The organism is Paenibacillus lactis, assembly GCF_017873605.1.
GTDB lineage: Bacteria > Bacillota > Bacilli > Paenibacillales > Paenibacillaceae > Paenibacillus_AQ > Paenibacillus_AQ lactis.
On sequence record NZ_JAGGKI010000002.1, the window covers coordinates 1 to 14,752 of the forward strand.

Annotated in this window: 13 protein-coding genes; 2 read left to right on the forward strand and 11 right to left on the reverse strand. The window is 54.9% G+C overall.

Translation table 11 applies throughout. The features are described 5' to 3' along the window. Positions 1 to 104: 104 nt before the first annotated feature. From J2Z18_RS02970 to J2Z18_RS02985, 4 genes are all read right to left on the reverse strand, one after another. On the reverse strand, positions 105 to 401 hold the full coding sequence (locus J2Z18_RS02970) for a transposase (RefSeq protein ID WP_007131733.1): 297 nt from the start codon (positions 399 to 401) through the stop codon (positions 105 to 107). A 670-nt stretch (positions 402 to 1,071) separates the two neighbouring features. After that, complete coding sequence (gene nadE / locus J2Z18_RS02975) at positions 1,072 to 1,881, reverse strand: NAD(+) synthase (RefSeq protein WP_007132425.1); 810 nt, start codon at positions 1,879 to 1,881, stop codon at positions 1,072 to 1,074. 111 nt (positions 1,882 to 1,992) lie between these two features. Continuing rightward, on the reverse strand, positions 1,993 to 2,427 hold the full coding sequence (locus J2Z18_RS02980; protein ID WP_007132426.1) for a BrxA/BrxB family bacilliredoxin: 435 nt from the start codon (positions 2,425 to 2,427) through the stop codon (positions 1,993 to 1,995). Positions 2,428 to 2,749: 322 nt separating this feature from the next. After that, complete coding sequence (locus J2Z18_RS02985) at positions 2,750 to 4,477, reverse strand: ATP-binding protein (protein ID WP_007132428.1); 1,728 nt, start codon at positions 4,475 to 4,477, stop codon at positions 2,750 to 2,752. Positions 4,478 to 4,688: 211 nt separating this feature from the next. Between J2Z18_RS02985 and J2Z18_RS02990 the strand changes: the two genes are divergently transcribed. Further along, positions 4,689 to 5,957 (forward strand): BaiN/RdsA family NAD(P)/FAD-dependent oxidoreductase, encoded by a 1,269-nt coding sequence (locus J2Z18_RS02990; protein WP_007132429.1) that lies wholly within the window; start codon positions 4,689 to 4,691, stop codon positions 5,955 to 5,957. 167 nt (positions 5,958 to 6,124) lie between these two features. Here the strand turns inward: J2Z18_RS02990 and J2Z18_RS02995 are convergent, their stop codons facing one another. Beyond that, entirely contained in the window at positions 6,125 to 7,420 is a 1,296-nt protein-coding gene (locus J2Z18_RS02995) for an ABC transporter permease (RefSeq protein WP_244152784.1), read from the reverse strand. A gap of 14 nt (positions 7,421 to 7,434) precedes the next feature. Continuing rightward, positions 7,435 to 8,169, reverse strand: a complete 735-nt coding sequence (locus J2Z18_RS03000) for an ABC transporter ATP-binding protein (RefSeq protein WP_007132431.1) — start codon at positions 8,167 to 8,169, stop codon at positions 7,435 to 7,437. Between the two features lie 250 nt (positions 8,170 to 8,419). Between J2Z18_RS03000 and J2Z18_RS03005 the strand changes: the two genes are divergently transcribed. After that, positions 8,420 to 8,887 carry a MarR family winged helix-turn-helix transcriptional regulator gene (locus J2Z18_RS03005; RefSeq protein ID WP_007132432.1) on the forward strand — a complete coding sequence of 156 codons (468 nt, stop codon included), beginning with the start codon at positions 8,420 to 8,422 and terminating at the stop codon, positions 8,885 to 8,887. A 187-nt stretch (positions 8,888 to 9,074) separates the two neighbouring features. Here the strand turns inward: J2Z18_RS03005 and J2Z18_RS03010 are convergent, their stop codons facing one another. The 5 genes from J2Z18_RS03010 to J2Z18_RS03030 all read right to left on the reverse strand — a co-directional run bounded on the left by J2Z18_RS03010 (position 9,075) and on the right by J2Z18_RS03030 (position 14,562). After that, on the reverse strand, positions 9,075 to 10,595 hold the full coding sequence (locus tag J2Z18_RS03010; protein WP_007132433.1) for an MDR family MFS transporter: 1,521 nt from the start codon (positions 10,593 to 10,595) through the stop codon (positions 9,075 to 9,077). Positions 10,596 to 10,750: 155 nt separating this feature from the next. Then, positions 10,751 to 12,430 carry an ABC transporter ATP-binding protein gene (locus J2Z18_RS03015; RefSeq protein WP_007132434.1) on the reverse strand — a complete coding sequence of 560 codons (1,680 nt, stop codon included), beginning with the start codon at positions 12,428 to 12,430 and terminating at the stop codon, positions 10,751 to 10,753. Then, positions 12,427 to 12,957 carry an ECF transporter S component gene (locus tag J2Z18_RS03020; RefSeq protein ID WP_050954094.1) on the reverse strand — a complete coding sequence of 177 codons (531 nt, stop codon included), beginning with the start codon at positions 12,955 to 12,957 and terminating at the stop codon, positions 12,427 to 12,429. The genes J2Z18_RS03015 and J2Z18_RS03020 overlap by 4 nt, the downstream gene beginning before the upstream one ends. Positions 12,958 to 13,222: 265 nt before the next feature. Beyond that, positions 13,223 to 13,981 carry an energy-coupling factor transporter transmembrane component T family protein gene (locus J2Z18_RS03025; RefSeq protein WP_007132436.1) on the reverse strand — a complete coding sequence of 253 codons (759 nt, stop codon included), beginning with the start codon at positions 13,979 to 13,981 and terminating at the stop codon, positions 13,223 to 13,225. A 2-nt stretch (positions 13,982 to 13,983) separates the two neighbouring features. Then, a complete protein-coding gene (locus J2Z18_RS03030; RefSeq protein WP_007132437.1) occupies positions 13,984 to 14,562 on the reverse strand; it encodes a GNAT family N-acetyltransferase in 579 nt (192 codons plus the stop codon). Positions 14,563 to 14,752 lie beyond the last annotated feature (190 nt).

Below are 14,752 nucleotides of genomic sequence, written 5' to 3' on the forward strand. Positions count from 1 at the left end.
TTCAGAGGTACGCCATTTGTAATAACCGCTCCGAGACACGTGAAAGAGAACGCACATCTTCTCCAATCGAAACTCGGAGCGATGATCTTCGATAAACTGGAACCTTAGTTCTTTTCTTTGCTGAAGATGTGCATGGCCTTTTTTAGGATCGCAATTTCTTCTCTCAAATCATCAATTTCGCGTTTCTGATCTTCGATAAGTTGGGTTTGCTGACGTAAGGTTTCCCCATGATTGACAGGCTCGTGCTCGAATGTTCGATACTTTTTGACCCAGTTGCGTAATGTGCCTGGATTAATGTTCAACTCATCGGCGATCTGCTCCAGCGTCTTCGACTGTTCTTGCACGTACTTTACGGTTTCACGCTTAAATGTCTCGTTGTAATGCTGCCTGTTACCACTCATATTTTTGACACCCTTTCGTCTGCTTTGTTTCATTATCGTTTTATCACTAAGGGGTGTCCACTTTTTATTCTAGCTGCAAAAAGGGACTTGTTCGCGCTTTTCAGGCCCACAGGCCGCGCAGCAAGCCCCAAAAAGGGACTTGTTCGCTCTCTTCGGGGCCATAAGCCCGCTGCAAGTCCTCAAAAGGGACTTGTTCGCTCTCTCCGGGCCCACGGGCGGCAGCAAGTCCCCAAAAGGGACTTGTTCGCGCTTTTCAGGCCCACAGGCGCACAGCAAGTCCCCAAAAGGGACTTGTTCGCGCTTTTCGGGCCCACAATCGCCCAACAAGTCCCCAAAAGGGACTTGTTCGCTCTCTCCAGGCCCACTGGCGCGCTGCAAGTCCCCAAAAGGGACTTGTTCGCGCTTTTCAGGCCCACAGGCGCACAGCAAGCCCCCAAAAGGGACTTGTTCGCTCTCTCCAGGGCCCCAGACGCAAAACAAGTCCCGAAAAGGGACTTGTTCGCGCTTTTCAGGCCCACAGGCCGCGCAGCAAGTCCCCAAAAGGGACTTGTTCGCTCTCTCCGGGCCCACGGGCGCGCAGTAAGTCCCCAAAAGGGACTTGTTTGCTCTCTCCAGGGCCCCAGACGCAAAACAAGTCCCAAACAGGGACTTGTTCGCTCTCTCCGGGCTATTAAATGCCCGGGATCGTATTCCGTTTATGCGCCGTTCTGCGATAGTAGCTCTCCAGCTTCTCCTGGACCTCCGGAGCTACCTGCTTGCCCTCCAGATAGTCGCTGTTATCCTCGTAGCTGATGCCGAGCTCCTTCTCGTCCGTCTGCCCTTCCCATAGGCCTGCCGTAGGCGCCTTGTCCAGAATCGATTGCGGCACGCCCAAGTAGGAAGCCAGCTGGCGCACCTGACGCTTGTTCAAGGAGCTAAGCGGCGTTATATCCACCGCGCCGTCGCCCCATTTGGTGTAAAAGCCGGTAATCGCTTCGGATGCATGATCCGTCCCAACGACGAGCAGATTCTGTTCGAACGCAAGCGCGTACTGGACAACCATCCGCACTCTGGCCTTCACGTTGCCTTTGCCGGGGATGCTGATATGCTTGTTGACTCCGATGTTTTTCAAACCATGTTCCACTTCAAGCGCAATCTCGTTGACGGCTTCCTCGATGTTGGTCTCAACCGTATATTTCAGATTAAAAGCCTTCGCCGTCGCATAGCTGTCCGAGATGTCGGCCTGCTCGCCATATGGCTGAAATACACCCAGCGTTTTATATTCCTTGCCGGTCTCTTCCGTAAGCTCATCGGTTGCCCGCTTGCACAGGCCTGCCGCAACCGCGCTGTCGATCCCGCCGCTAATCGCGATAAGCAGCCCCGACGTGCCAGAATTGGTAACATAGCTCTTCAGAAAATCCACCCGCTTGCGGACTTCTTCCTCCACATTGATCGATGGCTTGACGCCCAGTTCGGCAATAATCTGTTCCTGTAGACTCATCGTAAGACTCCTTTCAGAATGGCTTCTCTCTTCTCCAATGACGGCACTTACAACAAAAGCCCCGCGGCTTCGGAATAGGCCGAACGCTTCGGGGGCTTTGTTGCTGCCGGATTACTGGCAGTAGCGATTGAATGCGTCTGTCAGATCAGCTGCGATCTCCTCGGCGGAGCGGTTCTCAACTTGATGACGCTCAATGAAATGTACCAGCTCCCCATCCTTCAAAAGAGCAATCGAAGGCGAGGATGGCGGATATGGCGCAAAATATTCACGGGCCTTCGCCGTTGCTTCCTTATCCTGCCCGGCAAATACCGTGAACAAATGATCCGGCTTCACCTCGTTTTGCAGTGCAAGTGCAACGCCTGGACGCGCTTGACCAGCCGCACAGCCGCAAACGGAATTGACAACAACGAGCGCCGTTCCTTTAGCTGCCTCAAACTGCTCTTCCACTTCCTCCGGCGTTGTCAGCTCGCGGATCCCCAGAACCGTGAGCTCATCGCGCATTGGCTGAACCATGTCGCGCATATATCGGTCAAAAGACATACCCATAACTGCTTCACTCCTTATATAAACAAGATTATTCGATTGATAACAACTCATCGCTATCTATATTATACAATCACGAAGAGTGAAAGCAAGAAAATACAAAACGAGCAGCATCCAAGGTAGGATGCCGCCCGCCGATAAAGAGGTGATGCAAGCCTAGGTGGCCGGGTAATTAATCCCGTCCTGCTTTTTGTCCACGATGGGCTCACCGCGGCGCTCTTTGTTTTCACGCTTTTGCTGCTCTTGCTCCTTGGAATTGTTTTTGCTCATCCGAATCCCTCCTTTACCGTTGGCTCTGTCTTATGATGCCAATCCGTCCATCCGATTATTCGAATGCAGCTGCGCTTTGGGGTTCAATCATCGTCTGCGGAGAGGAGCGGACGGGCAGCGATATGATAAAGACCGTGCCTTGTCCTTCACTGGATTTGACATCAATCGTTCCGTTGTGCCGCTGGACCACGCTCATGCACAGTGCCAGCCCAAGCCCGGTGCCTTTATTCTTCGTTGTAAAAAAGGGCTCGAACAACCGCTGCAGTACATCGTCCGGAATTCCTATCCCGGTATCCTTGACGAATAGCTTGACCTGTTCGCCTTCCAGGCGGGTCTCGATCGTCAGCGTTCCCTTCTCCCCCATCGCTTCCATTCCGTTGCGGCATAAATTCAGGATCAGCTGCTTCATCTCTTTTGGATTCAAAAGAAGCTTCGGCATCATCGATCCCAGCTTGAGCTCGATGGACTGTCCGCGCAAATTGGCGTCCGCCCATAACAGCGGGCTCAGCTCGTGAATGATATCGTGAAGATGACACTCTTCCTTCTCGGCCGTACGATTCTGGGCCAAGGATAGAAAATCGTTAATGATGCTGTTCGCACGGTCCAGCTCTTCCATCACAATACGGTAATAATGATCAAGGGTATCCGGGCTCTTCTCCTGCATCAGCTGCAAAAATCCGCGCACAACTGCCATCGGATTCCGAATTTCATGCGTAATGCCGGCCGCCATCTGACCGACTAAGCTGAGACGCTCCACATTGATAAACTCGGAGCGCAGCTTATCAAGTTCCGTTATGTCTTCAATAATCCCAACCGCCCCCGAAATTTTGCCTGTTTGATTATGTATAAGGGGGTAAATCCCTGTCGAGTAGACTCGGGAGGCGTTACGGACAATTTCTCCCGGCGTTTCGATACCTTGAAGGGCCTTCTCGATCCTCGTTAGCAAATGCTCCTTCTGAAACATACCGTCCAAAGCCTCGTGTAACGGTTTTCCGACGATATCGCTCCTTGACAGATGCGGATAAGCAGCTTTGCTCAAGTCCGTGATCAAATGGTGGTTGGCTGCTATGATATTGCCCTTCAGGTCAACAGCTATAATGCCCAGCGGGATGAGATCCAGAAACGGACTCACGGATTCCTTGCTCATCAAAGGGCTGTTATGTCGATTGGAAGCGAGCCGCTCCGCGTTCATTTCAATCCAGTATACAATCAATCCGGAGTGGAACATGCCGATCAGCATATAGAGAACCGCTACCAGAATCATATCGGGATTCAGGTGATGATTATTGACTTTTCCGTCAACGGCCTCGTGGCCCACAATGAGAAGCATGGATGGAACAAGGGCGCTCCATAGCCAGCATATCTTTTCAAGGATCGAGCCCTTCTTGAAATGAGTCGATACCCGAGGCAGCATTGAGTAGCATATGATTAGCATATTTAACAAGAGGCAGGCCAACGGCAACCCGTAAATCAGCCCATGGGTTGTTATATATACGACTGCAAGACATAACCCGGAAAACCGGCTCCCATATAAAATGCCTAAATACAGGGGAACGACTCCAAGATGAATCGGAACATAATAATCGCTCATTGCCGAGAGCAGGACACATAGAATGATGCTGATTCCGCATGCGATGACGATATGATCGCGGAATCGCAGCACAACATCCGGTTTCTTCTTGTACAGGCAATTTACATGTCTGTCGAGGAGAAGCGGCAGATGAAAGATGAGCGTACCATACAGCAGAACTTGCAGCAGAATATCTTTCCATAGGCTCAGCACAACGCTAAATCACCTCAATTCGACAACGCCTCTAATATTTTTGATTAAATCACAGGCGACACCAGATTACAATATCTTGTAAGTTCATGTTGAAATGACGAAGAACAAAGGCTTTTCGTCCTATGCTGAAGGACTTAGGATAATTCACGGTTACCGTATATAATAAGGATGATCTACTAGTGATATACCCTTAAAGGAGCTAAGAGCAAACATGCCGGATTATGATGTAATTGTGATCGGGGGCGGACCGTCCGGGCTTATGGCCTGCGTGGCGGCCGGAGAGAGAGGAGCCTCCGTTTTACTCGTGGATAAAGGGGACAAGCTTGGCCGTAAGCTCGGCATATCGGGCGGCGGCAGATGCAATGTGACCAACGCGAAAGAACAGGATGAACTGATCGCCAATATTCCGGGTAACGGCCGGTTTCTGTACAGCGCTTTTCAGCATTGGAATAACCGGGATATTATGGCCTTCTTCGAAGGGCTCGGCATTCCGCTTAAGGAGGAAGACAACGGGCGGATGTTCCCGGTAACGGATAAGGCTTCAAGCGTTGTCAACGCCTTGATCGGCAAGGTCCGTGAGCTGGGCACCGATATCCTGACGAACAGCCCCGTGCACCGGGTTCTATTCGAGAACCATCATGCGGCGGGCATAGAATTAAAATCAGGAAGGACCATAACCTCCTCTTGCGTGATCGTTGCGACCGGCGGCCAATCGGTACCGCAAACTGGCTCCACCGGCGATGGCTATCCGTGGGCCGAGGCAGCCGGCCATACCATCACCGAGCTGTACCCGACGGAGGTGCCGATCGTGTCTACGGAGCCATGGATTGCCTCCAAGGAGCTGCAAGGACTCTCGCTGAGGGATGTAGAGCTGTCGGTCTGGAACCCGAAGGGTAAGCGGATCATTGCCCACCGCGGCGACATGCTGTTCACCCACTTCGGCGTATCCGGTCCGATCGCCCTCCGATGCAGCCAGTTTATCCGCCAGGTTCAGCGGAAATTCGATATCGTGAATGTGGACATGGCCATCGATATGTTCCCGGACCGATCTGCCCCGGAAATGGAACGTGAAATTAGGATATACCTTGAGGAGGAGCCGCGGAAAAGCATTAAGAATGCGCTCAAAGGATATCTGCCTGAACGCATGATTCCCCTGCTGCTGTCCAAGGCCGGGATCGACAGCGATACGGTCTGCAGCGGCATCTCCAAAACCGCTGTAGCCGGACTGGCCGCCACCCTTAAGAAATTCATGTTCCGGGCTTCCGGAACGAGATCGCTGAAGGAGGCGTTCGTAACGGGAGGCGGCGTAAGCCTTAAGGAGATCCAACCGAAAACCATGGAGTCCAAGCTGATGCCGGGCCTCTTTTTCTGCGGTGAAATATTAGACATCCACGGCTACACCGGGGGATACAATATCACGGCAGCCTTCTCCACCGGATACACGGCTGGCAAGCACGCTGCAGAGGCCGCTTCCGGATAGTTACCGCCCTCCTTCGGGCGTATCCTAAAAGCCGACGCCCTAACTGCCCCATCAACATGGAAAAGCGCTGGTCAGCTCCTTAAGGACTGACCAGCGCTTATTTTCATTCTCCAAATGCAAATCCTACTATTATAAGAAGCGGCAATTCATGGTACCGATCGAACCACTCATGCCGATTCGTCGCCGACTTCTTCCTCGTTCTCTCTTAAAGTCCGTTCCTCCTTGTAGACCGGCAAGGACGTCAGGGTCGGTGCAACGATGACGGCCACAGCCGTACATGCAAGCCCGGCCAACCACCCGGCCGCTCCTGGAAAGAGCGTCAGGCCCGCTACCAACGAATATAGTAACGCCGGCAATACCAGCAGGGTCCGAACCACGACCACGCCTGCCGACCGGTAATGGCGGTTGTTGAACGGAAGGATATGCATGAAATCCGCTTTGGCAAACTGCGCCCAACGGGTATGAAGCCAATACGATATGAGAATGACCATGGCAATGTAGACGATCACTTTGACTACATGCGGCGGCATCCAGATCGCCGGAACTCCGAGCAATGTGATCTGGAGGTACACGGCCAGATTTTCAGACTTGCGCAGGATCGCCTTCAGACCGGCATCCGCCAGCCGCTTCTCTGCGGCCCCCTTAAAAATGCGCCCCGATTTGCGGAACAACCAGGTCTTGCTCCGGATGCTTGGGGGCTTGCCGACCGCTTGGATCATAATCATCTCGGTTAATTGGATACGCGTGCTCGCATCCTCCCGCGTATCGGAGATGAAGTCTCCCTTCATGCGCAATCGGTACCTGCCGAGCAGGAGCAGCAGCACGAGAAAAATCACAGCGCCAAACCATAAAACAAGCGGCGTTTTAAGCCCGAAGGTCACGCCTACCATGAACGTGCCGAAGAAGAGCCAGCGGCTGAAATAGCCCCCAAGCCGCCTTGCCCATCCCTTATAACGAGAACGGATTATCCTACCCGCCAGATTGGCGCACCAGGCGCAGGCTGCGGCTGCCAGCAGCAGGGGGATTAATGTCGCTTCGCCAAATCCATAGCCTCTTACAAGAAACGGGAGGGCAAGCCCCGTGAACAGCAGCCCTTTAACCGCGGAAACACAAATGCTGTATCCCATCCCGCGGACCATCAAGCCCTTGATCCATTGCGGATGCTGGCGGAGGAACAGCACGTCGGCCTCCTCGAGAAACAGCAGCACCCTGCCGAAGAACATCAGCAGCAGAAGCGAAGCAGCTCCCTGCACCGGGATATAATCAACCCAGACGGGAATCGGTCTTGTCCATAGCTCCCGATAAAGCCCTCCGCCAAGCAGCAGACCCGGCACAATGATGTACAGCATTACCGTCCAATCTGCCACGGTAGCGAGACTTGCACGCTGATGCTTCCAATGGGATCGTACTCTTGTCCAGAACAGGGAGCCCGGGTTCTTCACATGTCGCGACCGTACCATCATGTCCTCCTCCCCGTTCATGTCAGTGCATCGAAGCAGTCAAACAAAGAGGCACCCGGAAGGTCCGCTGCGAGCCGGATGTCATCCAGTGTTCCCTGTGACGCTACTTGACCTTGTGAAATGAGGACAAAGCTGTCGCAGATTCTTTCCGCGGTATCTAGGACGTGGGTGGACATCAGTACACCTGCCCCGCGCTGCCTCTCCTCCAAAAGCAGGTTCAGAAAATCCCTCGTTGCCCTTGGATCAAGTCCGATAAACGGCTCGTCCACAATATAGACATCCGGCTTGGACAGGAAGCCGATCATGAGCATCATCTTCTGCTTCATCCCTTTGGAGAAGCCTCCGGGGAGCTCATGACGTACCGACTCCATGCCAAACTGCCGTAGAAGCGTCTCCGCCTGCTCCTCGAACCGTCCATCGTCGATCCCATATGCGGCCGCAGCCAGGTCCAGGTGCTCCCAAAGCGTCAAATCCTCGTAAAATACGGGCTGCTCCGGGACATATGCGTATCTTGGCGGATCGCCGGCAATCTTGACTTCGGCTTTGCAATCTTTCAGTAAACCAAGGACCGCTTTGATCGTCGTGCTCTTTCCTGCGCCGTTGGGGCCGATCAGCCCGAGCAGCTCGCCGGGAGCGACCCGGAACGAGATATCGCGTATCCGCGGCCGCCCGGGCTCATATCCGGCTTCCTGAATGTTCACGGCGAGAACGGGGTCTGGTTGTGATTCATGATTCTCCCGTATCATTTCCATCTCGTAAATCCCCCATCCATTTGAATTCCTATTTCAGGTAATACGTAAAGGGATGGAATTCGTTGCAAGAGGATCAATTCTGATTGGCCGTTCGGACCGGAGACGTAGCAGGGCACCGGGCCGGATATTGAAAATATTTTTATTGGACTGTGACAAATCGCATGTTTCAACGGCCTGTGATTCGAGTAATCTTAGATTTGAAGGAATTATGGTGGACATGTCATATCCAAGTTAAAGGCGGGGAAAATTAATGAAGGTATCCATGGATCGAAAGACTCAGCTGGCGATGAGCCTTTACAAAGTGCTTGCCAACTCGTTCAAAAGCGTGAGCGAGCATGTCGTAAACGGCGGTAAAACCGAAGGCTTAAACCCGACGTCTTTTGCCGTCATGGAAATATTGCATAATGCAGGCCGCCTGCCTATTCAGCAGATCGGATCCCAGCTGCTCCTGCAGAGCGGCAACGTGACCTATGTCGTCGACCGACTCGAAGAGAAGGGGCTCGTGCGGCGCAGCCCTTGCCCCGAGGACCGACGGGTGATCTATGCCGAGCTGACCCCGCAAGGCGAAGCTCTTATGCAGAGGCTTTATCCTGAGCATGAACGCCAGATCTTATATGCGCTGGAAGGGTTAAATGAAGAGGAGAAGCTCCAGCTCATCCGGCTCCTTCGAAAAATGGGGGAATATGCGAAGCAAGCCCATTCTTCGGCACGTCGGTAGTGTCCTGAAAAAAGGACAACATAGGAAAGAACCCTGTCCTCCATGGGAGACAGGGTTCTTCGTATTTTTCAATGATTAATATAGCCGCATCTTAAAAAGTCCTAACGAACATTTTATGAATACATCCATCGGACATTTCGCTCATGCAAATTCAGTCTGTGTCTATGTTAATGAAACAGCCGCGTGGTCAGTTCCCCGGTGACGCCTCTCCGTCGGTCTCATCCTCAGGCTGAGGAGGCGCATTGCGGAAGGCCGCTACAATCAGCATACAAACAACAGCCATGACGGCCATGCCGATGAACAAAGAGTTCAAGCTTCCTTCCAAAATGCCGCTCAGCAATCCGCCTGCTCCCTCCGGAAGCTCCGCCGTCCCGTGCGGAGAAAGCAGCTTGTTAATATCGTCACTGGTAATGCCGACCGCATCCGGTTCAGCTGCAAGCCGGTTTGCAATCCCGGCATTCACCCATAATCCGAACACCGCAACGCCAACCGTCTGGCCAAAGGTCCGGATAAAGGAATTCAGCGCCGTCGAGGCTCCCCGCACCTGATAACCGACCGATGACTGGGCAATAATCTGAAACAATGTCGAAATATACCCGAAGCCCAGCCCGTAAATGAACGTAAACGTCAGCAGCAGGGCGAGTGCCGTCTCCTTATGCATAAATGCCAGCCCGACGGCCCCGATGATGAGAAAAACGACACCGATCAAAGCGGTTTTGCGGGATCCCGTCTTCACGATCAGGCGTCCCCCGATCACCGATCCGATCAGCCAGCCGATGGACATCGGAGCCAGCGACAGACCTGACAAGGTGGCATTGCCTCCCCTGACGCCTTGAATCCATAGCGGCAAATAAGTGGTTAATCCGATGATCAGTGCGCTTACGAGAATATTCGCCAGCGTGGACACGGAAATATCCCGGATCTTGAATAAATTCAGCGGCAGCATCGGCTCCTTTACGCGGCTCTCTACGATCAAAAAGGCAATGAGAAGCACCACGGAACCTCCGATAAGGCCGAGCATCATCGGGGATGTCCAGGAATAGCCCTCTCCCCCTCCGACAGCCAGCGCGAAGAGAAGCGCCGTCATGCCGACCGCAAACAATGCCGCGCCGGTATAATCGATCGAAACCTGGCGGGTTGTACGCTCTTCCCGGAAATAGCGGAGAATCAACCAGATGGAAACAACGCCGAACGGCATATGGAATACAAAAATCCAGTGCCAGGACAGAAAGTCGACAAAGTATCCTCCAATCAATGGACCGATCAGGGAAGAAATGCCCCATACGGAGCTGATCATTCCCTGAACCTTCCCTCTCTCCTCCAGGTTGTAGATGTCCCCGATAACCGTAAAGGTCACGGGGATAACCGCCCCGGCCCCAATCCCCTGGATCGCCCGGAAAATAATGAGCTGCGTCATGCTCTGCGAGAGGCCGCACAGCAGCGACCCCGCCAGGAATATGAGGGAGCCGTACAGAAATACCGGCTTTCGCCCGTACAGATCGCTAACCTTGCCGAAAATCGGCGTCGTGACGGCCATCGTTAGCAAGAACGCCGTAAAGATCCAGCTCATTAGACTAACACTGCCGAAGCTGCTAATAATCGCCGGTCCTGCAGGACCGACAACCGTTCCTTCGATCGCGGCCATAAAGGTCGACAGCAAAATACCGACCAGGATATAGCCCCGCTTATTTTGTTTCAGTGCATTCACGTATCCTTCGTCCCCTTTACTTTGAACAGCTCTTGACCGCCCGCCCCAGGGCGCCCATCCCCCGGCGATTAAGGATATGCGAAAAAGAGCTGACCACAGTATAAAAAGCGCCTCCCAAAAATGCAGGAGCGCTTTTCGCACATGTAATATTTCTATTATAAATGCTGCTTGGGGATATGCACAGACTCTTCTTGGTTTCTGCCCCGAAGATGAATCACGGAATCGGCGTACGGCCGCATGATGTCCGGATCGTGCGTAATCATCAGGATCGCAGCGCCCTCGTCAATGACAAACCGGCAGAGCTGGACGATGCGCTCCATAGCGGCATAATCCATGCCGGAGGTCGGCTCGTCCAAAATATAAAGCGGCCTGGCAAGGATCATTTGGCTGATCAGACTGAGCAGCCGCTTCTCTCCTTGGCTGAGCAGATAAGGGGACATATGAAGGCGCTTGGCTAAGCCTGCCGTTTCAAGCAGATGGTTCGCTCTGCTCCGCTCGGCGTCTGTCATCTCCGGGCGCTTGGCTGCAGACAGACCGCCATGCAGGCTGTAGACCAGCTCTTCCCAGACATTCGGAGCCGTAAACATATATTCGGGCTGTTGGAACACATAGCCGATCCGCTCGGCCCGGCGATGCACCGGAATCCCGGTGAGATCTTCCCCCCGCCACAGAATACTCCCTTTCGGCGCCGGCAAAAGGCCCATGATCAAACGGCTCAGCGTCGTCTTGCCCGAGCCGTTCTCTCCCGTCAGAAGCGCCCAGCTGCGAGCCTCCAGAACGGCATCGACAGGGCTGAGCGCCTCCCGCCCGCCGGGATAGCTGTAATGGAGCGAGCGCAGCTCGAGCAGCGGCTCAGGGGGCCTGGCTGCGGGTGCTGCGGCGGGCGCATTTGGCGCGGCCGCGGTGGTGGGCGCAGCCGACGCCGATTGTGACGCGGCGCCTTGCATGCCTGCGGCATCTTCCGCTGGCGCCGTGACAGGCGCGACGATTGGCGGGGCGATTGGCGGGGCGGCTCCGCCGCGAGCTACCTGCGGCGCCACGGCGCCCCTCGCGGCCGCGCCGCCAGCTGCCTCCCCTGCGGGACGAGGCAGCAGCCCCAGCTGCGCCAGCTGCTCCCCGCAGCGGCGCAGCAGCTCCTCCGGCGGCCCGTCGAGCACGAAGGTGCCGCCGTCCAGGACGATGACGCGCTGCGCGGCGCGCGCGGCATCGTCAAAGCGGCCGGACGCCGTAATGAGCGTCCGGCCCTCGCCCTGCAGCGCTTCGCACAGCTGCAGGAATCTCGCCTGCGCAGCCGCATCAAGGCTCGCGCAGGCGTCGTCGAAGACGTACAGCCGCGGCTGCAGGGCCAGCACCGCGGCAATGGCGGTGCGCTGCCGCTGTCCGCCGGACAGGCTGCGCACCGGATCGGACCGCCGGTCCAGCAGATCGACCGCAGTCAAGGAGGCCACGATGCGCCGCTCGATCTCTTCCGGCGCAACCCGCAGGTTCTCCGGCCCGAATGCTGCCTCATCCTCGACGATGCCCTGGACAAGCTGCGCATCGGGATCCTGGAACAGCACCCCCATCGCCTCCGTAACATCGGCGAGCGGGGCTGAGGCAGGATCCATCCCGTCCAGCAGCAGAACGCCTTCCCGGGTTCCGCCCCCGCTTCGCGGAAGAAGACCGCTGAGCAGCTGGCACAGCGTGGATTTACCGCTTCCGCTTGCCCCGATCACGGCCGTCCACTCGCCCGGCTGCACCGTGAAGCTAAGCTGATGCAGGACCGGCCGCTCCTCGCCGTCGTACATAAAACCGACGTCCCGGCACTCCACCTTCGTTCCGATCAAGCGAATCATCCCTTCGCGCTGACGGCAAATCTGCGCAGCAGCCCCGTCTTCGCCAAAGCTTCGCCCAGCACTTTCGTCAGCAGGCCGCACAGGAAGATGCCGCTCAGGATCCGCACAACCAGCGCAATCCCCAGAACACCGATCGGCCATGCTGTGTAGCCGAACATATTCGCGGCAAACACGAACCAGAGCGGCACCATCGCGCCGCCGACCAGCATAAGCACACCCGTGCTCCAATTCCGGTAACGCACAGCCGCAAATATAATCTCCGCGATGACCATGTAGCATGCGGCGGCGACAAAGCATGACGCAATGCCGTAAACCGTTCCCGTCATGGCCTGGATCGTCCCTCCGATCGCATAAGTGACAACCGCCGTTCCGGGTTTACGGATGATGTAATAAGCCAACAGGCCGTACACCATGTAGATGCCTGTGGTCGTCGATGTCGCGATCGGTCCGCCAAGGCTGCTCAGCAGCTTGTTGACCGGCCCGATATACACGGTGATGACGGCGTTGACCGCAGCCAGCATCGCCATCAGAATAATTTCCTGGGTCGTGAATGCAAACCATTTTCGATTCGTTGATGAATGATTCAAAATTAATCCTCCTTAGGTACCGTCCAAATCGGCCAGCGCGAGCTGATAGGGTTCACAGGGGTCCCGCAGCCAACCGAATATGCTAGTCCGAAAATTAAGCTGCTAGACTACAGATTTCGGGCCGAGCTGGACGCTTTGCTAAGTCATATTTTGCATATATCCGTGCTTATCGTCAACCACATTTTAATATAATCTGGTTAACAATTTAAACAATCCACCCCAATAATGCCGTTAACAAGACGTAGGCGAATGCAGAAATTACATGCATCGGCGAAATGTTAACCGTCTGGCGAAACGTTCTGTCCGGATATGCTCCAAAGCCCTTGGCCTCCATTGCACCGGCTGTCTGCTGAACCCGCCGCAGCGCATTTAACAGCACGGATGATACGAATGCCAGCACATAGCGGATTCGGCTCATGAGCCCCTTGGGAGGCTGGTGTCCCCTAACCTGCTGAGCTGCCCGAATCTGTGCTCCCTCCTGCTCCAAGAGCGGAATAAACGTGAGCGCGGCGGAAATGCCGAAGGCAAAACGGTACGGAACGCCAAGCCTGCGATTCAGCTCTGCCACCAGCTCCCGCGGGTCGGTCGTAACGATATAAGCCATCGAGGATAAAAACAGCGTAAACATCCGCAGCGTCATCGCTCCCGCGGCATTCAGCCCTTCGGTCGTAATCGTCAAAGGTCCCCATTGCATCCACACGGTTTCCCCCTTCACCGTCAAGCCGGTCAAGATGAAATACGGGATAGCCACGACGGCAATCAGCCGGATGCCCAGAAGCAAGCTTCTCCAGGTTAGTTGCCCGGCGAATCGCGCCGTGCCGATGCATAGAAGCAGAAACACCCCCTGCTGCCAGGCCTGGTCCAGCATCATGGCGATGACCGCGGTACACAGCAGAATGACCAGCTTGCTTAACGGATCGTATCGATGAAGGAGAGAGCTTCCCCTCCTGTACTGAATCAACATGCCTATCCAACCTCTCCCTTGCGATGATTCCAATCCCTTTTCAACATTGAAAAAACTACTGCATCTGCATATCCCGTGGAGGTATGCCGGTACTCCCGCAATACGCCTTCCCGCGTATAGCCTAAACGCTCAAAAAACCGTACCGCTCGCGCATTGCCCGGTTGAACAAAGGCTTCGATCCGATTCAGGCCCATCTCTTGAAAAGCAAACCTCATCGCAAGCTCGGCTGCTTCCGTCATAAAGCCTTTTCCCTGACAATCGCTAGCCAGCTCGCAGCCGAATTCCCCCCGGTACGCCCCAGCCAGCTGCCATTGGTTCAGTCCGCAGCTGCCAATGACCCGTCCGGAGCCGGTAAGCTCAATGCCCCACCTGAGCGCATCCTCCTCTTCCGACATGGCGTTTAGCCATGCGATGAGCGCCGCCGCATCCGCTGCCGCGTGCATAGCCGGCAGCGCGGTAAACTTCCTCGTATCTGGATCGGACCAGCACCGGAGCATATCCGCAGCGTCATCCTCAGTAAGCCTGCGGAGCCGGACCCGATCGCCCGCGAGCTCCGGAATATGACCTTCACATGCATACACCGCGTCCACCCCTTTACAAAAATGCTGACTTGTATTTAACGTTTTCGGTGATACTAACTGCGTGTATTAAAGATGTATAGCTTTAAGATTCCTTTGGCCCGGGATGTGCAAACATCCGCATGAGGGCTTCGATGCTATCTATATTGATGGATTCGGGAGGCATCCGTCAATATGCGTAGCATCCCCCGTT

Coding starts and splice junctions, on each gene's coding strand:
- nadE (WP_007132425.1), bottom strand. CDS start 1,881: ATGAGTCTACAGGAACAGATTATTGCCGAACTGGGCGTCAAGCCATCG.
- J2Z18_RS02990 (WP_007132429.1), top strand. CDS start 4,689: ATGCCGGATTATGATGTAATTGTGATCGGGGGCGGACCGTCCGGGCTT.
- J2Z18_RS02980 (WP_007132426.1), bottom strand. CDS start 2,427: ATGGGTATGTCTTTTGACCGATATATGCGCGACATGGTTCAGCCAATG.
- J2Z18_RS03005 (WP_007132432.1), top strand. CDS start 8,420: ATGAAGGTATCCATGGATCGAAAGACTCAGCTGGCGATGAGCCTTTAC.
- J2Z18_RS03025 (WP_007132436.1), bottom strand. CDS start 13,981: ATGTTGATTCAGTACAGGAGGGGAAGCTCTCTCCTTCATCGATACGAT.
- J2Z18_RS03015 (WP_007132434.1), bottom strand. CDS start 12,430: ATGATTCGCTTGATCGGAACGAAGGTGGAGTGCCGGGACGTCGGTTTT.
- J2Z18_RS03000 (WP_007132431.1), bottom strand. CDS start 8,169: ATGGAAATGATACGGGAGAATCATGAATCACAACCAGACCCCGTTCTC.
- J2Z18_RS03020 (WP_050954094.1), bottom strand. CDS start 12,957: ATGGCGATGCTGGCTGCGGTCAACGCCGTCATCACCGTGTATATCGGG.
- J2Z18_RS02970 (WP_007131733.1), bottom strand. CDS start 401: ATGAGTGGTAACAGGCAGCATTACAACGAGACATTTAAGCGTGAAACC.
- J2Z18_RS02995 (WP_244152784.1), bottom strand. CDS start 7,420: ATGATGGTACGGTCGCGACATGTGAAGAACCCGGGCTCCCTGTTCTGG.